Below are 21,730 nucleotides of genomic sequence, written 5' to 3'. Positions count from 1 at the left end.
GGGTTGCGGGGGCACAGCCTCCGCGCCCCAACCGGCCGCGCCACAGAGCCCGGAGGGGCAGTCGCTGTCCGCGACTGCCCCTCGGCGGCTGTTCCTGTCGGTGTGGTGCTGTCCGATTCCTCATGTTCCTCATGTCAGGCGGCCAGTGCCACCGCCTCGGTGGCCGGAGTGCGCAGGCCGCGGCGGGCCGTACCCACGCTGGTGACGATCGTCGCCGCCGCGCCGATGCCCACGACCGCCAGCCAGATCCCGAGGTTCTGGCCCTCGGGGACGGCGGTGCCGGTGCGGACGGCGGTGAAGGAGACGATTCCGGCGAGCGCCGACAGCGTCGCGAAGAAGACCCCGAAGACGGTCAGGATGAGCGATTCGAGGCCGATCATGCCCAGGACCTGGTTCGGCGTGGCGCCGGTGAGACGCTGCTGGCCGAACTCCCTGGTGCGGTAGGTGGTCGCCGCGTAGAGGCTGTTGACCAGCATGATGCAGGCGAAGATCACGATGATGCCGGCGATCACGAAGTTGAGGGTCTGGATGCTCTTGTCGTCGCTCGACCGGGTGAGACCGGCGGCCTTGGCCGCGTCGTTCTCGATGACCTGCATGTAGAGGATGGCCGAGGAGATGCTGATGAAGAGGATCAGCGGCATGAGCACGCTGGAGAGCTGGGTGGCGCGCTGCCGCATGTTGTGGACGGTCAGATAACCGCTGGCACCGAAGAGCAGGGTCAGCGGCCCGGACAGCACACCGAGCAGGATGCGCAGCAGTGCGGGCGAGAGGATCGCGAAGCCCGCGGCGAGCAGGATCGCGCCGTAGCCGGGGGCGGCCATCAGGGCGACGTCCGTCTTGTCCATCGCGAAGGTGGAGCTGACGGTGCCGGCACCCAGGAGGAGGGCGGCGACGCCGGCGAAGTTCTTCGCCCGGCCGCGGGACGTGCGCCCGCCCGCCGCTTCTCTGGTCGCGCGGCGGACCGCGAGGAACGCGGCGCCGACGGAGGCCAGCAGGGTGATGGTGGCACCGAGGGACAGTGCGATCGGACCGAAGACATGGTCGACACCGTCGGCGACCTGGCCGGTGTCCTTGAAGACGTTGAGCAGTTGCTGTCCGCCGATCATCGCGGGGACGACCGCCAGGAGCGCTCCGATGATCCCCACCGCGGCGGCCTCGAAGACCACCATCCGCTTGATCTGCGCGGGAGTCGCGCCGCTCCTGCGGAGCAGGGCGATCTCCTCGCCGCGCTGACGGACGTTGACGGTGAGCGTGGAGGCGATGGCGAAGAAGACGAGGAGGGCGCCGTAGCCGCCGACCACGTTCGCCGCGGTGGTGATCGGCTCCTTGCTGACACTGTCGATGCCCGGGGCGGCGGCCGTGTCGAGCATCGAACTGAAGGTCATGATGACCACAGCGCCGAGGAAGGTCGACAGCAGCGTGGCGATGAAGCGTCCTGGACGGCGGCGGACCGAGCTCATGGCGAGAGTGAACATGTGTCACACCCCCGCGTACATGTGGTGGGCGGAGTGGGCGGGCTGGGCGGCGGAGTGCGAAGCGAACTGCGCGGCCGGCTCGTTGACCGTGTCACCGAGGTGCGCGAGGCGCTCGGCGACGGCGTCCACGGTCGGGTTGTTGATCCGCCCGGCCAGCCGGCCGTCGGCGAGGAAGACGACGGAGTCGGCGTACGAGGCGGCGACCGGGTCGTGGGTGACCATGACGACGGTGCGTCCGTGGACCCGTACGGTCTCCTGGAGCAGCCGCAGCACATCACGCGCGCTGCGGATGTCGAGCGCGCCGGTGGGCTCGTCGGCGAAGACCACGCTGGGCTCGGTGACCAGGGCCCGGGCGATGGCGACGCGCTGCTGCTGACCGCCGGAGAGCTGGTCGGGCCGGTGGCCGAGGCGGTCACCGAGACCCACCTGGGTCAGGATCTGCGTGGCGCGGGCCTTGTCGATTCGGCGGCCGGCGAGCCGCAGCGGGAGAACGGTGTTCTGCGCGACGGTCAGGGTCGGCAGCAGGTTGTACTTCTGGAAGATGAAGCCGATCCGGCGGCGGCGGAACTTCGTCAGGGCCGCCTCGCTGCCGCCCGTCATCTCCTCGCCGTCGACCATGACCCGCCCGCTGTCGGGCCGGTCGAGACCGGCCGCGCACTGGAGGAGGGTCGACTTGCCGGAGCCGGAGGGGCCCATGACGGCGGTGAAGGAACCGGCGGCGAGACTCAGCGACACACCGTCGAGGGCGGTCACGGCGCTCTCGGCCGTCCCGTAGACCTTGCTCACATTCGCCAGACGGAGAGCTTCGGCGCTCGGGGTCGGGCGGTTCGTGTTCTTGCGACGCATCATGATCATTCCTTCCGTCGGGCACCCTCTGTGCCTCGAGTAAGACGCTACGGACGACGGACTTCGATCACATTGGGCGTACAGCCCGAGTCTCCGGTGTCGCTGAATACACCCACCTCCTGCGGCCACCCCCCGGGGGTGGGGAGGGCAGGTACCGGCGGGCCCCGGATGCCCTGTTGACACGTACGACCCCCACCCGTACGTTCGATTCACTAAAGCAAATACACGGGGTGGGGTTTGTGGCGTTCTGGATGGCTGCGGCGTCGTTGTGGTGTGTTCTGCAACTGCTGTTGATGTCGTGGCCGGCGCGTACGGTCGGCTGGCCCACCGTCCTGCTGGCCTTCGGCGTGGGGGCGTACGGCTGCGGCGTCTTCTCGGTCCTGATCGAGACGGTCGTCACCCGCCAAGTGGCCGCAGCCGACGAGACGTCGATGCGTACGGTCCTGGACACCGTCACCTGGACGACGGCTCCGGCGGCCGAGGAACTGCTCAAGGTCGCACCGCTCGCGCTGGCCGCCTGGGCGCTGCGCGGCCGGGTCCAGTGGGGCTTGACGGACTTCGTGGTGCTGGGCGGCGCGGTGGGCGCGGGGTTCGGGCTGCTTGAGTCCGTACTGCAATTCGCGTTCGCACCGGATGTCCACGTGCGCCCCGTCGAGTCGGCGGGCGGCTGGTCGGTGGGGACACGGCTCTTCACGGTGCCCTTCGTCTCCGGTTCTCCCGAGTTCCTGGGGCACTGGCTGCCGTCGGCCGTGGGCTCCCTGGAGCTGGGCTCGACGACGGCGACCGTGCCGGTGGACAACCATGTCGTCTGGTCGGCCCTGGGCGGTCTGTCCATCGGGCTGATCGTCTGCGGGCACCGCCGGTGGGTACGGCTGGCGGGGCCGGCGCCCCTGCTGGCGGCCATCGGCCTGCACACGGCGGTCAACTACATCGCCGCGATGCCGAACTCCCACGGGACACCGCGCGAGTGGTACGACCGGATCATCGCGAGCGGGCTCTGGCTGGTGCTGGGCTGCCTGGTGGTGGCGGTGGTACGGGACGTCACGACGCGACGGGCGGGGCGGGCGCGGGAGCCGGGGGTGTGGCTGAGGGCGGAACGGGAGGGGGCGGTCGGGGACGGGGCTGGTGCCGGTGGGGCTCGTGCCGGGGCAGCCGGGGGCCTGCCTGGTAGCGGGGCGGGCGCCGGTGGGGGCTCCGTGGCCGCGCTGCTCGACTACGCGCTGCTGCGGGCCCCGTGGACCACGCTGATCGCCCTCCGTCACGCACGCCGCCGCCGGACCCTCTTCCACCTCACCACCCACCCCCGCGCCCGCCCGGAGCACCTCACCGCCCTGCGCGACGAACTCATAGCAACGACAGTCGAGTTGGACGCCACCTCGGACCCGGCGGCCTGGCGCGGCGTCTCCCCGCGCGAGGCGTGGCGACGGGTGCGCGCACGCGGCGACAGCCGGCTGCCCTGGTGGGAGAAGGTCCTCCTCGTCCTCGGCCTCCTGCTGCTCATCCCCTCCGCCCTCCTCGCCGCGACCTTCGCCTTCGAGGGCACGGAGGACCTGGAGGAGTTCTTCACCGAGGGCCAGGGGTGGCAGCTGCTCATCGGCTGCGGTGTCGCCGCCCTGCTGCTGGCCGCGTTCCGCCTCGTCATCACCTGGCGTTCCCTCCCCCGTATGCGCGCCCTGCCGCCGGCCGAGCCCTACGCGGCCGCCCTGCTGCGGCTGGCGGTCGTCACGGGAGGGCTCTGCGCGGGGCTGCTCCTGCTGTCGCGCGCGGGTGCCATCGCCGAGTACGACAAGGTCCTGCCCGACCATCTGATCGTCTCGTTCGTCCTGGAGAAGTTCCTGGACGTGGCGCCGGCGCTGATCCTGACGCTGCTGATGTTCGCCCTTCCGTTCGCCCTGCCCCTGGGCGTGGCCAGCGGCGGCCTCGGTGTCCTTCTCCCCGAGCTCCTGGCCATGGCCGCGGGCCGGGTGCTCGCCCCGGTGGCCGGGCGGGTCGCGGCCCAGATGGGCGCGCGGGTGGCGGGGCGGGGCGCGCTGGCGTGGGCGCGGAACGCGCTGCGGGGCGGACGGGGCCGGTTCACCCGGCGACCGGACGAGATCAGGCACGGGCGTACGGACCCGGTGGATGTGGCGACCGGCCGGATGTTCCTGCCGGTGACCGACGTGGAACTGCCGGGCGTGCTGCCGCTGGTGTTCTCGCGGCGGGTCGACTCCGGTTACCGGGGCGGCCGTTGGTTCGGCCCGGCGTGGGCGTCGACGGCCGACCAGCGGCTGGAGTTCGACGACCGGGGCGCGGTGTTCTTCACGGAGGACGGTGCGCTGCTGGCGTATCCGCACCCGGTGCCGGGCGGCGCCGCCGTCCTGCCGGAGGGGGTCGCGGGCCGCGCGCGGTGGCCGCTCGCGCGGGCCGCCGACGGCTCGTACACGGTCACCGACCCGGAGTCCGGGCGGGTGCGCGCCTTCACGGCGCACGGTGACGGCGGAACCGCACTGCTGCGTACGGTCACCGACCGGCGCGGCAACCGGATCACGTTCACGTACGACGCCGGGGGCGCGCCGCTCGAGATCGCGCACAGCGGCGGTTATGTGCTGCGCCTGACGACGCGGGACGAGCGGATCACGGGCCTGTGGCTGGGTGATGTGCGCGTCATGGCGTACGAGTACGGGCCCGGCGGCGAGTTGGAGCGCACGTACAACTCCTCCGGCCTCCCCTTGCGTTTCACCTACGACGAGGCGGGCCGGGTGACGTCGTGGACGGACACCAACAACCGCTCCTACGCGTACGAGTACGGCGGCCCCGACGACGACCGGGTGGTGGCGGAGGGCGGCGAGGGCGGCCACCACAGCTTCCGGTTCGACTACGGGCTCTCGGACCCGTCCTTCCCCGGTCTCACGCTCACCGCGCTCACCGCGCCCGACGGGGCGACCACCCGCTATCTGATCGACGAACGGCATCTCGTCGTCGGCGAGATCGACGCGAACGGCGCGGTGACGCGTACGGCCCACGACGCGGCCGGCCGCGTCACCGCCGAGACGGACGCGCTCGGCCGCACGACGGAGTTCACGTACGACGAGCACGGCCGTCTCATCGGCGTGCGGCGTCCCGACGGCAGCACGGTCGCGGCCGAACTCGACGCCGGGGGCAGGCCGGTACGGATCACGGACCCGGCCGGGCAGGTGTGGCACCGGACGTTCGACGCGTACGGCGACCCGACGTCGCTGACCGACCCGACAGGTGCCACGACCCATTGCCTCCACGACGGCCGGGGCGCCCCGCTCGCGGTCACGGACCCGCTGGGCGCGACCACGCGTGTGCGGTGCGACGCGGCGGGGCTGCCGGTCGAGACGACGGACCCGCTGGGGGCGACGACGCGGCTGGAGCGTGACGCGTTCGGCCGGGTGGTGTCCGTCACCGATCCGCTGGGCGGAGTCTCGCGCCTCGCGTGGTCCACGGAGGGCCTGCTGCTGCGCCGTACGGGCCCGGACGGGGCGGCCGAGTCATGGACGTACGACGGGGAGGGCAACCCCCTCACGTACACCGACGCGAACGGCGGTACCACGCACCACGAGTACACCCACTTCGACCTGCTGACCGCCCGCACCGGCCCGGACGGCGGGCGCCACACCTTCACCCACGACGCGGCGACCCGTCTGACGTCGGTGACCAACCCGGCCGGTCTGACGTGGAGTTACGCGTACGACGCGGCGGGCCACCTCATATCGGAGACGGACTTCGACGGCCGCACGGTCACCTACTCGCTGGACCCGGCGGGCCAACTCCTCTCGCGCGTCGACCCGTTGGGCGTCCGCACCGACCACCGCTACGACCTGCTGGGCCGTCTCGTCGCGCAGGACGCGGACGGCGAGATCACCAGGTTCGAGTGGACGGCGTGCGGGGACCTGGCACGGGCGACCGCGCCGGGTACCGAACTGCTGCGCACGTACGACCGGGCCGGGCGGCCCCTGACGGAGTCGGTGGACGGGCGGGAGCTGCGGCTGTCGTACGACGGGGCGGGGCGGCTGTCCGGGCGGCGGACCCCGGCGGGCGCGATCAGCACGTACGCGTACGACCCGGCCGGCAACCGCACCGAACTCACCGCGTCGGGGCGGGCGTTGACGGTGACGCGCGACATGGCGGGCCGCGGGACCCGTCTCGACTGGGGCGGGGCGCTGTCGCTGACGCAGACCTGGGACCCGGCGGGGCGCCAGCGGTCCCGGTCGTACGCGGGCGCGGCGGTCCCGGAGCTCACGTACACCTGGCGCCCGGACGGCCACCTGCTCGCCGCGGGCGACGCGCGCTACACGCTCGACCCGGTGGGACGGGTCACCGAGGTCCGGGCGGCGGCGGACTGGTCGGAGTCGTACGCCTACGACACGGCCGGCAACCAGACCGACGCCGCCTGGCCGGCCGGCCTCGCGTACCCCGAGTCGAGGGGCCCCCGCACCTACACGGGCACCCGCGTGGGGACGGCGGGCGCGGTCCGCTACGAGTACGACGCGGCGGGCCGCACCACCCTGCGCCAGAGACCCCGCCTCTCCCGGAAACCGGCCAACTGGCGCTACAGCTGGAACGCCCGGGACCAGCTCGCCTCGGTGACCACCCCGGACGGCACGAGGTGGCGCTACGTGTACGACGCGCTGGGCCGCAGGGTCGCCAAGCGGCGCCTGGCGCCGGACGGTTCGGTGGCGGAGGAGACCCGCTTCACGTACCTGGGCGACACCCTGATCGAGGAGACGTCCACGTCGGCGGAGTGGGCGGGCGCCCAGACGCTCACCTGGGACCACGACGAGTCGTCCCTGGCCCCGCTGGCCCAGACGACCCGCTACACCCCGGCGGCGGACGCCCCGCAGCCGGAGATCGACATCCGCTTCCACGCGATCGTCACGGACCTGATCGGCACCCCGACCCATCTGATCGACGAGTCGGGCACGGTGTCCTGGCAGTCCCGCCGAACGCTCTGGGGCACCACGACCTGGCCCCCCGACGCCACGGCGTACACCCCCCTCCGCTTCCCGGGCCAGTACCACGACCTGGAGACGGGCCACCACTACAACCTCCACCGCCACTACGACCCCGAAACCGCCCACTACCTGACCCCGGACCCCCTGGGCCTGACCCCGTCCCCGAACCCGACGTCGTACGTCCACAACCCACTGACGTGGTGCGACCCACTTGGGCTGGCGCCTGAGTGCGACGGCGCCAGCAAAGGCAGGCTTGCCGAGCGGTACGGCAGGGCCTACGAGGAACACCTCGTCAACAGGCTCAGAGGTGTCGGGAGTTTCAAGGAGAATGGACGGGAATTCGACGGCGCCTACATCGATGAGCTCACCGGGCGCGGAGTCTGGTACGAGGCGAAGTCCGGCGACTTCTGGGAAAACATACTGAAGAACCCGAAACGGTTGGACAAATTCTTCTCGACCGAAGGACAGAAGTTGGGCATAGCCCAGTCAAAGGGAATCCACTATGAGATCATCAGCGAGAAATCGATCCCCGAACCCGTCGTGAAATGGCTCGCCAAAAAGGGAATTCCTTGGCGGATTCATCCCGGCCCCTGAATGAGGAACATCGTGACACGGACCAGCGATATGGAATTCAACTTCGAGAAGCCACTGCCGATCCGGCAGGCGCTCCATTTGCTCCAGGAATCCAGCCTGACGTTCACCCGAAGCGATCAGGTCTCGTTCGTGATCGACCATGACAAAATGTTCGACTGGACGAACGGGAGTGCGGCGCATTTGGACACCATCATCGACGAGGCGGACCGAGCAGATCCGGCATCGACTACGTTCGGCATCACCTCCTACTTCGGAAGCAGTGCCCACGGGGGTGATCTGCTGTTCCACCCTGGTCGCCGGGAGATTTCCTTCATGGTGACTGTCGACAAGAGAACTCTCCCCGGTTCCCGGTTCTGCGATTTCGGCTGGTACCTGGGCCGCCTCGTCCCTCCCCTTGAACAACTGGGACTTGTCGAACTGACAGCGACAGATATTCGTTGACGCGAAGCCGGCGTCGACCCCGGGCCCCAATCGGCGGAGGTCTCGGCCATCGGCACGAGTGCCGCCGATTGGCACTACCACTCCACGCACTACAACAACCCCTCCTACTGCGAGAACGCCCGAAAGGCCCAGGACCTCCACATGACCACCGACACCCGCGTGGACCCGCCCCACCGTGGCGGCGAGCGCGAGACCCTGCGGGGCTATCTCGACTATCACCGCGACACCCTCGCCATGAAATGCGCCGGGCTGAGCGACGACGAGTTGCGGCAGCAGTCGATGGCTCCCTCCGCGCTCTCCCTGCTGGGGCTCGTACGGCATATGGCCGAGGTCGAACGCGCATGGTTCCGGCGGGTGTTCGAGGACAGCGCGGCGCCGATGGTGTGGGCGCCCCCCGGCGTGGTCGATTTCCAGCTGGCGTACGACGCGAGCGCCTCGTCCCGGGCCGAGGCCTTCTCCGCCTGGGAGGACGAGGTCGAGAACTCGCGCCGTATCGAACAGGCCGCCGAGTCACTGGATCTGACGGGGCATCAGCCGCGCTGGGGCGAGGACGTGTCGCTGCGGATGGTGATGGTGCACGTCCTGCTGGAGTACGGCCGCCACAACGGGCACGCGGACCTGCTCCGCGAGGGCGTCGACGGGGCGGTCGGCGCGTAGCCGGGGCGGTCGGACCCCCGGCTCCCGCGTGGGCCTCAGCGTCCCAGCCGCTTTCGCACCATCGACGTCAGCGCGGTCAGTTCCGGGACGCGGAGCAGGCGGGCCGCGGTCAGGAAGACCAGCAGCAGCGCCGTGCCGCCCGCCGTCAGGGACAGGAGCGATCCCAGCGCGCCGCTGCCCAGTTCGCGGGTGAGCGCGTACGCCACCGCGCCCGCGGCCAGCGCCGCCGGGACCGAGGCCGCGATCAGGCGGGCGTAGGCGCGCAGCACCCGGCCCCCGTCCAGGTCTCCCCCGAGGCGGTGGCGCAGCCTGCGCCAGGCGATGCCGACGCCGAAGGCGTAGCCGAGGCCGTACGACGCGGCCATGCCGACCACCGCCCAGCGCGGCGGCAGGAGCGCGAAGCAGAGCGCGGACGAGGCGGCGTTGACCAGGGCCACGACGAGGGTGTTGTAGAAGGGGGTCCGGGTGTCCTCGTACGCGTAGAAGCCGCGCAGCACCACGTACTGCACGGAGTACGGGATCAGCCCCGGCCCGAACGCCATCAGCGCGAAGCCGATGCCGCGCGCGCCCTCCGCGCCGGAGCCCGCGTAGAGCAGCGTCGCCATCGGGACTCCCAGCGCCAGGAAGGCGAAGGCGCACGGGACGATCGCGACGGCCGAGGTCCGCAGGCCGTACGAGATGTCGTCGCGCACCGCCGCCACGTCTCCGTCGACGGCGGAGCGCGAGATCCTCGGGAGCACGGCCGTCATGACGGAGACCGTGATGATGGCCTGCGGCATCTGCCAGAGCAGCAGGGCGTAGTTGTACGCGGTGATGCCGGTGCCGGTGAACCCGGCGCGTTCGGCCGCCGCGCCCGCCTTGGTGGCGAGCTGGGTGACGACGACCATGCCGAGCTGGTTGGCGAGCACGAAGAGCAGCGTCCACTTGGCCAGGCCCATCGCCTTGCCGAGCCCATGGCCGCGGAAGTCGAGGCGGGGGCGGAGCCGGAAGCCGGCGGCGCGCAGATACGGCAGCATGGCGAGAGCCTGGACCGCGAGACCGAGCAGCGTGCCGACGCCCAGGAGCCGTACGCCCTCCGGGGTGACCGTGGCGGGGGTGACCCCGGAGGCCGTGGAGCCGCCGAAGGCCCAGATGAAACCGCCGAACGCGGCGATGATCACTATGTTGTTGAGGACCGGGGTCCACATCATGGCGCCGAACCGGCCGCGCGCGTTGAGGATCTGGCCGAGGACGACATGGGCGCCCATGAAGAACATCGTCGGCAGGCAGTAGCGGGCGAAGGCCACCGTGACGGCCATCCGGCGCGGATCGTCCGCGATCTCCGGCGACATCAGATGGACGAGGAGCGGCGCGGCGGCGACGCAGAGCGCGGTGGTGGCCGCCAGCGCGACCATGACGAGGGTGAGGAGGCGGTTGGCGTAGGCCTCGCCCCCGTCGGCGTCCTTCTTCATGGCGCGCACGAGCTGCGGTACGAAGACGGCGTTCAGCGCGCCGCCGCCGACCAGGACGTAGATCATGGTCGGCAGGACGTTGGCGACCTGGTAGGAGTCGTTGAGCGTGCCGACGCCGATCGCCGCCGCCATGACCAGGGTGCGGGCGAATCCGGTGATACGCGAGACGACGGTGCCGGCCGCCATGAGCGCGCTGGACCTGGCGAGGCCGGGGGCCGCGGAGGGGGACTGCCGCCGCTCTTCCAGGGCTTCGGGCGGGAGCCTCAGGGTGACGGTGTCTCTGTCGTACGGCGCGCTCATGCGCACACTCTTTCACCTGCGCGTCAGGTGCATGATCAGTGGATGATCGACGGACGGAATCGGAGACGGGACCCCTGGGCGCCCCGGACACGGTGGTCCGCCTTCCGGCACCCTGGGACCGTCCCGCCGCCGGGGCGATGGGCGCCGGTCTGGACGCGCGCATGGCGGCTAACCCCCTGGACGACACCCTCACCTGACGGCGCCGGGCCGGCCGGGTACCCCACACCCGTGGCAGGCTCCGGGATGTGAAGATCCTGCGGGGCCTTCCGCAATCACCGGCAATGTCCCCACCATCTGCCGACCCCCTTCCCTTGCACGGCCGTTCACGACTCAATACCAGGGTTCGAAACCACCACTCCTGTCCCTCTCGAACCCTGGGGAGCCGTCCGCATGTGCAACGACCACACGGAACACGCGATGGGCAGACGCGGTCTGCTCGCGACCGGGGCCGCCGCTGCCCTTACGTTGGGCAGCGTGAGCTTCGCGAACGCCGCCCCCGCAGCCGGTGGTGCCGGCGGCGCCGGAGGTACGGAGACCAGGACCGTGCGCGGCACCCTGCCGACCGGCTCCCCCGACTTCGTCTATCTGCCCGTCGACGTCCCGCGCGGCGTACGGGAGATCCGCGTCGCGTACACCTACCAGCGGCCGGCCGTCCCCGCCGGCACCCAGGGCAACGCCCTCGACATCGGCATCTTCGACGAGCGCGGCACCGCCCTCGGCGGCGAGGGCTTCCGCGGCTGGTCCGGCGGCGCGCGTACGGAGTTCTTCATCCGTGCCGACGAGGCGACCCCCGGCTATCTGCCCGGCCCGGTGCGCTCCGGGAAGTGGCACATCGCGCTCGGCCCGTACACCGTCGCGCCCGAGGGTCTCGCGTACGAGGTGACGATCACCCTCACCTACGGCGACCCCGGCCGCACCCCGCGCCCGGTGCACCCGCCGGAGCGCGCCAAGGGGCGCGGGCGCGCCTGGTACCGGGGCGACTGCCATCTGCACTCCGTGCACTCCGACGGCAGGCGCACCCCCGCCGAGATCGCGGCGGGCGCGCGGGCCGCCGGGCTGGACTTCATCAACACCAGTGAGCACAACACCTCTTCCGCGCACACCGCGTGGGAGGGGCTGTGGGGCGACGACCTGCTCATCCTCACCGGTGAGGAGATCACCACCCGTAACGGGCATGTCGTGGCCATCGGCATGAACGCGGGCACGTTCGTCGACTGGCGCTACCGGGCCCGTGACAACCGCTTCGGGCACTACGCCCGCGAGGTACGGCGCGCGGGCGGTCTGGTCGTGCCCGCGCACCCGCACGCGACCTGCATCGGCTGCAACTGGAAGTTCGGTTTCGGTGACGCCGACGCGGTCGAGGTGTGGAACGGCCCGTTCACCCCGGACGACGAGGTCGCCCTCGCCTCCTGGGACAACACCCTGGTGTCGTCGGCCCGTTCGGGGCGGCCCTGGACCCCGGCGATGGGCAGCAGCGACGCGCACCGCGACCCGGAGCCGATCGGCACCCCGCAGACGGTCGTCCTCGCCGACGAGTTGTCCCGCAAGGCGATCCTGGCCGGTATCCGCGCGGGCCGCAGCTACATCGCGGAGTCGTCCGCGGTGTCCCTGACCTTCGGCGCGTCGGGCGGTCGGGGCGGGCACGCCGGCATCGGTGAGCGGCTCCGGGTCGACGACGACACCCCGGTGACGGTGCGTCTGGAGGTCACCGGCGCGCCCGCGGGCAGTTCGGCGCGCATCGTCACCGACCAGGGGACGCTGCACACGGCGGAGCTGCCGGCGTCGGGCACGGGAACGGTGGAGTGGCGTACGACGGCCGAGTACGCGACGTACGTACGCGCCGAGGTGCGCCGCCCGTCGACGGTCCCGGGCCTGCCGGGGAACTTCGTGGCGCTGACGAACCCGGTGTTCCTGGGCGGCTAGGTCCCGGGCGGCCGGTCCGGGAAGGCCGGGTCCTGGGCGGCCGGGCGTCGGGCACGGTGACCCGCTGACACCAGCGGGTCACCACCGGCCCGCTCACAGGATGCGGACGAACAGGGATAGATTTACCCATATCGGCGGCCTGTCATCCGGACCAGGGCTGCCGCGACATGGGGAGCGGCACGGTGGCGAGGTCTCCTGAGGAACTCGGAGTGACGCACGGTGCCGGTGCGCGGAGGTCGTTGTCCGCGCTGCCTCCTCTGCTGCTGCTCGCCGGCCTGCTCATCGGCCTCTTCACACCCGACGAGGTCAGGCCGCTCGCCTTCCTCGCCACCGGCATGGTCTCCGCCGCCGCGCTGCTGCCGCTGTGGGGGACCGTGCTCGCCGGGGTGGGCGGGTGCGCCATCTACCTCGGTCTGATGGTGCACTTCGAGGCGCTGACGGACGGGACGGCCTACTCCGAGCTGGCCACCCTCGCGGCGATCGCGGGATTCGCCGTCTTCCTCAACCGACTCATGGACCGGCGCGCCCGCCAGCTGGTGCAGGTCCGCTCGGTGGCCGAGACCGCCCAACTGGCCGTGCTGCATCCGGTCCCACGCCACGTGGGGCACGTGACACTGGAGTGCCTGTATCTGGCCGCCGCGGCGGAGGCCCGGATCGGCGGCGACCTGTACGAGGCGGTCCGCACCCCCCAGGGCGTACGGCTGATCATCGGCGATGTGCGCGGCAAGGGCCTGCTCGCGATCGAGGCGGCCGCGACACTGCTCAGCGCCTTCCGCGAGGCCGCCCATGACACGCCCGACCTGCCCCATCTCGCGCGCCGGCTGGAGACGAGCATCGGCCGCCGCGCCGCCCAGTACCCGACGGTCCCGGGCTCGGAGGTCGCCGAGCGTTTCATCACCGCCCTCCTCGCCGAGATCCCGGAGGACGAACCGGTCGTGCGGACCCTCACCTGCGGCCACCCGCCCCCGCTGCTGCTGCGCCAGGGCGAGGTCCGGGAGCTGCGCGCCTCCGCCCCCTCGCCCCCGCTCAACCTGGGCATGCTGGTGAGCGAGGAGTACCACGTCGATCTCGCCCCCTTCCACCCCGGGGACCAGCTCCTGCTGTACACCGACGGAGTCACCGAGACCCGCGACCGCACGGGCACCTTCTACCCCCTCGCCGAGCGCGTCCGCGCGTGGAGCGGCGAGTCGCCCCACCACCTCCTCAACCATCTCCACCGGGACCTCATCGCCTACAGCGGCGGCGAGCTCGACGACGACGTCGCCGCCCTCGTCGCCCGCCGGCGCCCGAAGCTCTGAGCGCGGACGGCGGCCCCCCGGCCCTCGGGAGCCGGGGAGCCGCCGGGCTCACTCCCAGGGGTCGGTGAAGGACCGGCCGGCCACCGGCTTGGCGACGAGCGCGATCGCGATGAAGAAGCCGACCTGCCCGATCGCGTTCATCAGCGTCGCGAGCGCCTTGGGTTCGTAGTGCTCGGCCACCCGCGCGTAGAGCTCGTCGGAGACGCGCTCACCGTTCACGGACGGCTGGAGCACCGCCTCCACCAGCGCCAGCGCGGCACGCTCCGCGCCGTCGAAGTACGGCGAGTCCTGCCAGGACGCCACCGAGGTGATCTGCTCGTCGGACGCCCCGGCCTTGCGCAGGAACCCGGTGTGCAGAACGGTGAGGTAGGTGCTGGCGACGATCTGCCCCGCGCGCAGATGGACCAGGCTGATCGTCCTGCGCGGTACGGAGCCGTTGCCGACGGCCTTGAAGAGCGCCGCCGACACCTCCGCGAGTTCGGGGACGAGCTTCGACGGGTCCTCCGCGAGCCGCGGGCCCTTCGGTGCCACATCGGTGATCGAACGTACTTCCATGACCGTCTCCTTAAGACTTGTCCGGCACTCTCACCGGCTCTGTCACCGGCGCGACAGCTCTCGTCCTCACTGCCGTGTCCGGTGGCGCTTTCACTGTCCTGACGGATGCGGGCGCGCGGATGTGACCGACGGGCTGTCCGGATCCGGATTTACCCGGGGGGGTCCCGTCCTTTACCGTGTCGAGGGCTTGTGCAGACCCCCGCCCAAGGCTGACGCCACCACTCCGGACAAGGCAGACTGTCGGGGGCGATACCGGCAGTTCGGGGGCAGGGGGAGCTATGGACCGTGACAGCGGGCCGCGCGTACCGGAGCAGCGGAGTCCGGCCACACCGAACACCACGACGAGCGGCGCCGCGAGCAGGACCGCGGGCAGCGCCACGAGCGCGTCCATGAGCGCTTCCACAAGCGCTTCCACGAGCGACGACGCACCCGGCACCCCGCCCAGCACCGAGCTGAGCTTCCGTGTGCTCGGCCCCGTACGCGCCTGGCGCGGCGGCGAACCGCTGCCCTCCGGTTCGCCCCAGCAGCGCGCGCTGCTCGCCGCCCTGCTCCTGCGCGACGGCCGTACCGCCACCGCGAGCGAGCTGATCGACGCCATCTGGGGCGAGTCGGCCCCCTCGCAGGCGCTCGCCGCCGTACGGACGTACGCCTCCCGTCTGCGCAAGATCCTCTCCCCCGGTGTCCTGGTCAGCGAGTCCGGCGGGTACGCCCTGTACACCAGACCCGACGCCCTGGACCTGACGATGGCTCAGGAGCTGGCGTCCGCCGCCGAGAAGGAGCGGACGGCGGGCAATCGCCAGCAGGCCCGGGTCCTGATCAACAAGGCGCTGGGCCTCTGGGACGGTGAGCCCCTGGCGTCCGTGCCCGGTCCCTACGCGGAGACCGAGCGCGCCCGGCTCGACGAGTGGCGCCTCCAGCTCGTCGAGGGCCGCCTGGACATCGACCTGGAGCTGGGCCGGCACGCGGAGGCCGTCTCCGAACTCACCGCCCTGACCGCCGCGCACCCGCTGCGCGAGCGGCTGCGCGAACTGCTCATGCTCGCCCTCTACCGCAGCGGCAGACAGGCCGAGGCGCTGGCCGTGTACGCCGACACGCGCCGCCTCCTGGCCGACGAACTCGGCGTGGACCCGCGTCCCGAACTCGCCAGGCTCCAGCAGCGCATCCTGCGGGCGGACGCGGAGCTGGCCCGTCCCGTGGAGGAGCCCGCACCGGTCGCGACCTTCACCCGCCCCGCCCAACTCCCCGCCACGGTGCCGGACTTCACCGGCCGGGAGCTGTTCGTCAAGCAGCTGGGCAAGCGCCTCGCGAGCGCGGAGGGGTCGGTGATGGCGGTCTCCGCGCTCGCCGGGATCGGCGGCGTGGGCAAGACGACACTCGCGGTGCACGTCGCGCACGCGGCCCGGCCGCGGTTCCCCGACGGCCAGTTGTACGTGGACCTCCAGGGCGCGGGCGCCCGCTTCGCCGAACCGGAGGCGGTGCTGGGCTCGTTCCTGCGGGCGCTCGGCACACCCGACTCGGCGATCCCGGACTCGCTGGACGACCGCTCCGCGCTGTACCGCTCGGCCCTCGACGGCCGCCGGGTGCTGATCCTGCTCGACAACGCGCGCGACGCCGCGCAGGTACGCCCGCTGCTGCCCGGTACGGAGGGCTGCGCCGCGCTCGTCACCAGCCGGGTGCGGATGGTCGACCTGGAGGGCGCCCATCTGGTCGACCTCGACGTGATGTCGCCGGAGGAGGCGCTCCAGCTCTTCACCCGCATCGTCGGCGAGGAGCGGGTCGGCTCCGAGCGCGACGCCGCGCTGGACGTGGTCGCCGCCTGCGGGTTCCTGCCGCTCGCCATCCGTATCGCCGCCTCCCGGCTGGCCGCGCGCCGCACCTGGACGGTCTCGGTGCTGGCGGCGAAGCTCGCGGACGAGCGCCGCCGGCTGGACGAACTCCAGGCGGGCGACCTGGCCGTGAAGGCGACCTTCGAGCTGGGCTACGGCCAGTTGGAGCCCGCCCAGGCCCGCGCGTTCCGGCTGCTGGGGCTCGCCGACGGCCCGGACATCTCGCTGGCGGCCGCCGCCGCCGTACTCGACCTGCCGCTGCACAAGACCGAGGACCTGCTGGAGTCCCTGGTGGACACCTCCCTGGTCGAGTCCGCGGCGCCGGGCCGCTACCGCTACCACGATCTGGTCCGGCTCTACGCGCGCGCCTGCGCCGACCGCGACGAAGAGCCGCCCACCGGCATCGACCAGGCGCTCGCCCGGCTGCTGGACTTCTATCTGGCGACCGTGGCACGGGTGTTCACCATCGAGCGGCCCGGCGACCGGCTCAAGGACCATCTGGAGCCGACGGGGTACGAGGGGCTGGTCTTCACCGACCGGAACGAGGCGCAGGACTGGCTGTACGCCGAGGCGGACTGCCTGCTGGCGTGCGCCCGGCAGGCGGCGGGCGGGGCGCGGCTGCGGGTCGCCGTCGACCTGCTGTGGGCCGCGCAGGACCTGGCGGAGTCGGGCGCCAACTCCAAGTCGTACGAGACGGCGGCCCGTTCGGCGCTCACGGCGGCACGCGAGGCGGGCGACGCCCGTACCGAGGGGCGGGCGCGGACCTCGATGACCAACGTCCATCTGGTCGCGGGCCGTTACGAGGACGCGGACGAGGAGGCCAAGCGGGCGGCGGCGCTCGCGGAGTCCGTCCAGGACCCGGCGCCGGTCTACTGGTCGGACAACGACCGGGGGATCATCGCGTTCAACCAGGGCCGCTTCACGGACGCCGAGGCGCATCTCTTCAAGGCGATGGAGGGCTCCCGCGCCGACGGCAACCGCCCCGGCGAGGCGAGCGCCCTGTGCAACCTCTCGCGCATCCAGCTCGCCATGGGCCGTACCTCACGTGCCATAGCGCTGGCCGAGCAGGGCGTCGAGGTGTACGACAGCATCGGCCACACGCTGCTGCTCGCCAACGCCCGCTACGCGCTGGGCGTCGCGCTCACCCACGCGGGACGGCACCACGAGGCCCTGGAACAACTCGCCCAGGCGCTGGAGCGGTTCGAGACGAACCGGCAGCGGCTCTGGGAAGGCACCACCCACTTCCGTATCGCCGAGGCCCATCTCTCGGCCCGCCGCACCGCCGCCGCCGCGCAGCACGCCGAACAGGCGCTGGCGATCGGCTGCATCGGCGGCGACAGGACCCGGGCCAACGTCCTGATCACGCTCGGCAAGGCGCTGGAGAGTCTGGGCCAGGCGGACCGCGCGCGGGTGTGCTGGCGCGAGGCACTCGCGCTGCACGAGGGGTCGGGCGCGGTGGAGGCCGAAGAGGTACGGGAGTTGCTCGAAGCCCCCCTCAGCGCTGCGTAACGCGCCCCGGACGCGCCCCGGACCCGCCTCTGCCCGGGTCCGCTTCCGGGGGTACGGGGGCGGCCTGGTGAGGTGTCCGTTGACGTACGGGGTGCCCGGCCTGGGCGTTCATCGAATGTTTATGCTCGTTCGGCATGCTCCAGTGCATATTCGATCCGTCGCCTCGGGGGGCAGACGGGTCACTTGGGACCACCGCTTCCCCAGGGAGGCGGCCGGTCTCCCAGGCCTTCTGCCCGGCGACCTCGGGGGAGTATCCGGGCAGAAGGCCGCCTTCGGTCATACGTAGGGCAACCCCAAGGGGGAAGTTATGAGCAGCACCGAGAAGAACGCGGAAGACATCACGACGCAGGGCGACCACCACACGCCCGCACCGCCGAAGGACACCACGACCACCCAGGGCGACCACCACACCCCGGCGCCGCCGAAGACCACGGCCAAGCCGCTGGGCGACCACCACACGCCCGCACCGCCCAAGTAGCGACGGGGCAGGACCGGGCGACGGTCGCGGCGGCGGGGGAGGGGAGCCGCCGGGACCGCGCTCCAGGGGGAAAAGAAGAGACGACGGCAGTCGGGACCGTTCAGGGGGCCCCGCCTGTCGTCGTCTCTCCGTGCGTTCGGGGTCAGGTGGCGAGGCGGACGACGTTGTCGACCTCGCACTCGCCGCCGGACGCGCCGTTGTCGCCGGACAGGTCCACCGCGGTGACCTCGATGGTCTTCGTGCCGCCCGCAAGGACGTCCGGGATGCTGCCGACGGTGTTGCCGACCGTCGCGCCGGCCGCGTCGGTGAAGTCGACCGTGAACGAGTAGGAGTACTCCACCGAGCCGCTGTTGTCGGCGGTGACCTCGGCGACGAAGCCGCGGGCGGTGTCGTACGTGCAGCTGGCGATGGTCAGATCGCGGCCGGCGTCGGCCGTGCCGCCGCCCGTCACGGAGCCCCCGGTGCTGCTGGAGCCCGACGTGCTGTCGCTGTCGTAATCGCTGTCGTAATCGCTGTCATAGTCACTGTCCGAGTGGCTGCCGCCGCTGCTGCCACTGCTGGAGCTGTTGCTGGAACAGCCGCCGCCGCTGGAGCCCCGTGCGCCGGTCAGCGCGACGATGGCGATGCCGAAGACGGCTATGGCGCGGACATGGCGGATCTTCATTTCAACCCCCGTTGAAATTGGTGCGGTTGGTCACTGTTCGTGCCCTTTTGTCAAGCGCATGTCACCCTAGCAGGAGGCAGAGGGCTCCCCCCACGGGACAAGATCCGGCGGCTCCCGGTTCCCGGGCAGGGTGTGGAGAAAACGGAAAGGCGCGTCAGCGGTTGCCGCGACCGGTGGCCGTCCCCTTGATGGCGTCCAGCGCGTACACGCACCGGTCCTTGCTGCACGCGTACACGACTCCCCCGCGTGCCACCGGCGATCCGGTGATCTCGCCGCCCGTCGCCAGCTTCCAGCGGAGCTGTCCGCCGCCGGCGTCCAGGGTGTAGAGGACATGGTCGGCCGAGCCGAAGTGCAGTCTGCCGTCGGCCACCACGGGTGCGCCGACGACCTCGCCGCCCGCCGCGAAGCGCCACTTGGGCGTGCCGGCCACCGCGTCGAGCGTGTAGAGCGCGCTGCCGCTGCCCACGTGCACGTTCCCGGCCGTGACCAGGACCGGTTCGAGGGACTGGCGGGCCTCGGTGGCGATGCGCCAGCGGTCCTTGCCGGTGGTGGCGTCGAGCGCGTACACCGTGCCGAGGTAGTCGGCGAGATACACGCCGCCGCCGGTCACGGCGGGGCCCGGCGCGAAGGCGGGCGGCGAGAGGAAGACGGCGGGCGCCTCGAAGTGCCAGCGCACGTGCCCGCTCGCGATGTCGATGGAGAGCACGCGGGTGCCGGCGGAGACGTACACGTATCCGTCCTGCGCGGGCACCAGACGGATCGGTACGCCACCGCAGGCCGCGCCGTCGCCGATGGGGTACGACCAGCGCTCGCTGCCGGTGCGCGCGTCGAGCGCCCTGAGGCGGGCGTTCTGCCACACGTACACCGTGCCGTCGAAGATGACCGGCCCGGCCTCGGGAGTCTCGAAGTCGGTCTGGGCGCCGGTGACTTCCCACAGCTTCTCGCCGTTGGACGCCTCCCACGCCTGGACGCCGCCGCCGCGCGTACCGGTGACGACGGTCCCCCGGTCGGTCTTGAGCGAGTACACCCAGGCGTCGGTCTGGAGGCGCCAGCGCTCGGTGCCGTCCGCGCCGTCCAGCGCGTAGAGCGTGGGGCCGTCGGAGGCGTGGATACGGCCTCCGGCCACGGCCATCGCCCAGGCCACGTCGCGGGTCTTGAACTGCCGGCGACCGCTGCCCACGTCCAGCGCGTGCACCTCGAACGACGTGACGTAGAGGAGATCGCCGTCGACGACGGGGGTGCCCCAGACGTCGTTGGACATCCGGAAGCGCCAGGGCCGCCAGCGGGCGGGTGCGGCGCCGGCGTCGGCGACGGCCGACGGGGGGCTCACGGGAGCCTGGACGGTGCCGACGGGCTCGCCCGAGGTCAGTCCGGCGGGCGGGCGGATCCAGCCGGTGGCAGGTCCGGCGTCGACGGACGCGGCGCCGGGGCCCCGGCGGTCGGCGGCGCGGGGGCCGGGGCCGATCGGGACGGGGGAGCCGGAGAGCCTGACGGGGCCGCCGGGGCCGGGTACGGCGGCGGCCGGTACGGGGGCGCCGTGGCCACCGCCCCGCTGCCCCTGACCGGCACCCTGGCCGCCGCCCCGACCACCCTGATTGCCGCCCTGCCCGCCCTGGCCCTCGCCCTCGCGGCGCCACGCGGAGTCCCAGTCGGGCGCGTGCGCGGGCGGCGGCGGGTGGTGGGAGGGCGGCGGCGGTACGGCGGGACGCGCGGCAGCGGCGGCGGCGGCCGCGTTGATACGCCCGCCGCCCCGCCGTTCCTCGATCATCTCGGTGGCGGAGGCGGGCAGCCAGGCCGATGCCGTACCGCTGTCGTCGCTGCCCGAGGCGAACAGATGCGGCGCGAGCTGCGACTGGAGATCGGCGGGCGACGGGCGCTGGGTGGCGTCCATCTGCATGCACGACTCGATGAGCGGGCGCAGCTCATCGGGCAGCCCCTCCAGATTCGGCCCCTCGCGCAGCAGCATGAAGACGGTCTCGACGGGGTTGGCCCCGTGGAAGGGCGCGTGGCCGGTGGCGGCGAAGACGAGGGTGGAGCCGAGGGAGAAGACATCGCTGGCGCCCGTGACGCTGCGGGAGTCGCGGGCCTGCTCGGGCGACATGTACGCGGGGGTGCCGACGGCCACGTTGGTCATGGTCAGCCGGGTGTTGGAGACGCCGGACGCGATACCGAAGTCGATGACGCGCGGGCCGTCCTCCACCACCAGCACGTTCGACGGCTTGAGGTCACGGTGGACCAGGCCCTCGCCGTGGATGGACTGGAGCGCCTCGGCGATCCCGGCCGCCAGCCAGCGCACGCCCTGCGCGGGCAGCGGCCCGCAGCGGTTGACCATCTCTTCGAGCGAGGGCGCGGGCACATAGGCGGTCGCGAGCCACGGCACCGCGGCGCGGGGGTCGGCGTCCACGACGGCGGCCGTGTAGAAGCCGCTGACCGCGCGGGCGGCCTCCACCTCGCGGGTGAAACGGACACGGAACAGCTGGTCCTCGGCGAGCTCGGTGCGCACCGTCTTGATCGCGACGCGCCTTCCCGAGGCCGACCGGGCGAGATAGACAAGCCCCATACCGCCGGCTCCGAGGCGTCCCAGCACCTCGAAGGGCCCGATGCGTCTCGGATCGTGCTGCGTCAGCTGCTCCACTTGCCTGCCACCTCCCCGTACGGGCCACCAAGGTACGGCCCCCTGCCCCCTGATTCTTCCTGTCTGGCCCGTTGGTTGCGAACCCGGGGGCGGATCGGGGTGTCTCACCCCGATTCGGAC

At 72.0% G+C, this 21,730-nt stretch carries 14 protein-coding genes; 8 read left to right on the top strand and 6 right to left on the bottom strand.

Annotated features, from left to right (window positions below):
* Window positions 1–134 precede the first annotated feature (134 nt).
* Both ACFWU9_RS03140 and ACFWU9_RS03135 read right to left on the bottom strand, forming a co-directional pair.
* Entirely contained in the window at window positions 135–1,475 is a 1,341-nt protein-coding gene (locus ACFWU9_RS03140) for an FtsX-like permease family protein (protein ID WP_384314305.1), read from the bottom strand.
* 3 nt (window positions 1,476–1,478) lie between these two features.
* Window positions 1,479–2,324, bottom strand: a complete 846-nt coding sequence (locus ACFWU9_RS03135; RefSeq protein ID WP_384314303.1) for an ABC transporter ATP-binding protein — start codon at window positions 2,322–2,324, stop codon at window positions 1,479–1,481.
* A gap of 290 nt (window positions 2,325–2,614) precedes the next feature.
* Between ACFWU9_RS03135 and ACFWU9_RS03130 the strand changes: the two genes are divergently transcribed.
* The 3 genes from ACFWU9_RS03130 (at window position 2,615) to ACFWU9_RS03120 (ending at window position 8,971) form a co-directional block, all read left to right on the top strand.
* The gene (locus ACFWU9_RS03130; protein WP_384314301.1) at window positions 2,615–7,873 is read left to right on the top strand and encodes a DUF6531 domain-containing protein; all 5,259 of its coding nucleotides are present in this window, start codon (window positions 2,615–2,617) and stop codon (window positions 7,871–7,873) included.
* Window positions 7,874–7,885: 12 nt separating this feature from the next.
* On the top strand, window positions 7,886–8,314 hold the full coding sequence (locus ACFWU9_RS03125) for a hypothetical protein (protein WP_384314298.1): 429 nt from the start codon (window positions 7,886–7,888) through the stop codon (window positions 8,312–8,314).
* 141 nt (window positions 8,315–8,455) lie between these two features.
* The gene (locus ACFWU9_RS03120) at window positions 8,456–8,971 is read left to right on the top strand and encodes a DinB family protein (RefSeq protein WP_384314296.1); all 516 of its coding nucleotides are present in this window, start codon (window positions 8,456–8,458) and stop codon (window positions 8,969–8,971) included.
* Between the two features lie 35 nt (window positions 8,972–9,006).
* Here ACFWU9_RS03120 and murJ read toward each other — a convergent pair whose 3' ends face one another.
* Window positions 9,007–10,722: a murein biosynthesis integral membrane protein MurJ gene (gene murJ / locus ACFWU9_RS03115; RefSeq protein WP_384314293.1), complete on the bottom strand. Its 1,716-nt coding sequence runs from the start codon at window positions 10,720–10,722 to the stop codon at window positions 9,007–9,009.
* 38 nt (window positions 10,723–10,760) lie between these two features.
* On the opposite strand from murJ, the gene ACFWU9_RS03110 reads away from it, so the two are divergent.
* The 3 genes from ACFWU9_RS03110 to ACFWU9_RS03100 all read left to right on the top strand — a co-directional run bounded on the left by ACFWU9_RS03110 (window position 10,761) and on the right by ACFWU9_RS03100 (window position 13,943).
* Complete coding sequence (locus ACFWU9_RS03110) at window positions 10,761–10,919, top strand: hypothetical protein (RefSeq protein ID WP_384314291.1); 159 nt, start codon at window positions 10,761–10,763, stop codon at window positions 10,917–10,919.
* Between the two features lie 193 nt (window positions 10,920–11,112).
* Window positions 11,113–12,645 carry a CehA/McbA family metallohydrolase gene (locus ACFWU9_RS03105; RefSeq protein WP_384314288.1) on the top strand — a complete coding sequence of 511 codons (1,533 nt, stop codon included), beginning with the start codon at window positions 11,113–11,115 and terminating at the stop codon, window positions 12,643–12,645.
* A 182-nt stretch (window positions 12,646–12,827) separates the two neighbouring features.
* Entirely contained in the window at window positions 12,828–13,943 is a 1,116-nt protein-coding gene (locus tag ACFWU9_RS03100) for a PP2C family protein-serine/threonine phosphatase (protein WP_384314286.1), read from the top strand.
* A 48-nt stretch (window positions 13,944–13,991) separates the two neighbouring features.
* Here the strand turns inward: ACFWU9_RS03100 and ACFWU9_RS03095 are convergent, their stop codons facing one another.
* Entirely contained in the window at window positions 13,992–14,498 is a 507-nt protein-coding gene (locus ACFWU9_RS03095; protein ID WP_384314283.1) for a carboxymuconolactone decarboxylase family protein, read from the bottom strand.
* A gap of 278 nt (window positions 14,499–14,776) precedes the next feature.
* Between ACFWU9_RS03095 and ACFWU9_RS03090 the strand changes: the two genes are divergently transcribed.
* Together ACFWU9_RS03090 and ACFWU9_RS03085 are read left to right on the top strand one after the other, a co-directional pair.
* The gene (locus ACFWU9_RS03090; RefSeq protein WP_384314281.1) at window positions 14,777–17,833 is read left to right on the top strand and encodes a BTAD domain-containing putative transcriptional regulator; all 3,057 of its coding nucleotides are present in this window, start codon (window positions 14,777–14,779) and stop codon (window positions 17,831–17,833) included.
* A 307-nt stretch (window positions 17,834–18,140) separates the two neighbouring features.
* A complete protein-coding gene (locus tag ACFWU9_RS03085) occupies window positions 18,141–18,311 on the top strand; it encodes a sigma-like protein (protein ID WP_384314278.1) in 171 nt (56 codons plus the stop codon).
* Between the two features lie 142 nt (window positions 18,312–18,453).
* Here ACFWU9_RS03085 and ACFWU9_RS03080 read toward each other — a convergent pair whose 3' ends face one another.
* Entirely contained in the window at window positions 18,454–18,975 is a 522-nt protein-coding gene (locus tag ACFWU9_RS03080; protein ID WP_384314275.1) for a hypothetical protein, read from the bottom strand.
* Between the two features lie 154 nt (window positions 18,976–19,129).
* Window positions 19,130–21,610, bottom strand: a complete 2,481-nt coding sequence (locus ACFWU9_RS03075; RefSeq protein WP_384314272.1) for a PQQ-binding-like beta-propeller repeat protein — start codon at window positions 21,608–21,610, stop codon at window positions 19,130–19,132.
* Window positions 21,611–21,730: the final 120 nt, after the last annotated feature.

The sequence above is a fragment of the Streptomyces sp. NPDC058653 genome, from assembly GCF_042716895.1.
GTDB lineage: Bacteria > Actinomycetota > Actinomycetes > Streptomycetales > Streptomycetaceae > Streptomyces.
Note: the sequence above shows the minus strand (reverse complement) of the source record. Positions and strands in the feature narration are given on the sequence as shown.

Excerpts from the sequence above, each read along its gene's own strand:
- ACFWU9_RS03140 (WP_384314305.1), bottom strand. The coding sequence starts at position 1,475 with ATGTTCACTCTCGCCATGAGCTCGGTCCGCCGCCGTCCAGGACGCTTC.
- ACFWU9_RS03135 (WP_384314303.1), bottom strand. The coding sequence starts at position 2,324 with ATGATGCGTCGCAAGAACACGAACCGCCCGACCCCGAGCGCCGAAGCT.
- ACFWU9_RS03130 (WP_384314301.1), top strand. The coding sequence starts at position 2,615 with ATGTCGTGGCCGGCGCGTACGGTCGGCTGGCCCACCGTCCTGCTGGCC.
- ACFWU9_RS03120 (WP_384314296.1), top strand. The coding sequence starts at position 8,456 with ATGACCACCGACACCCGCGTGGACCCGCCCCACCGTGGCGGCGAGCGC.
- murJ (WP_384314293.1), bottom strand. The coding sequence starts at position 10,722 with ATGAGCGCGCCGTACGACAGAGACACCGTCACCCTGAGGCTCCCGCCC.
- ACFWU9_RS03105 (WP_384314288.1), top strand. The coding sequence starts at position 11,113 with ATGTGCAACGACCACACGGAACACGCGATGGGCAGACGCGGTCTGCTC.
- ACFWU9_RS03095 (WP_384314283.1), bottom strand. The coding sequence starts at position 14,498 with ATGGAAGTACGTTCGATCACCGATGTGGCACCGAAGGGCCCGCGGCTC.
- ACFWU9_RS03090 (WP_384314281.1), top strand. The coding sequence starts at position 14,777 with ATGGACCGTGACAGCGGGCCGCGCGTACCGGAGCAGCGGAGTCCGGCC.
- ACFWU9_RS03085 (WP_384314278.1), top strand. The coding sequence starts at position 18,141 with ATGAGCAGCACCGAGAAGAACGCGGAAGACATCACGACGCAGGGCGAC.
- ACFWU9_RS03080 (WP_384314275.1), bottom strand. The coding sequence starts at position 18,975 with ATGAAGATCCGCCATGTCCGCGCCATAGCCGTCTTCGGCATCGCCATC.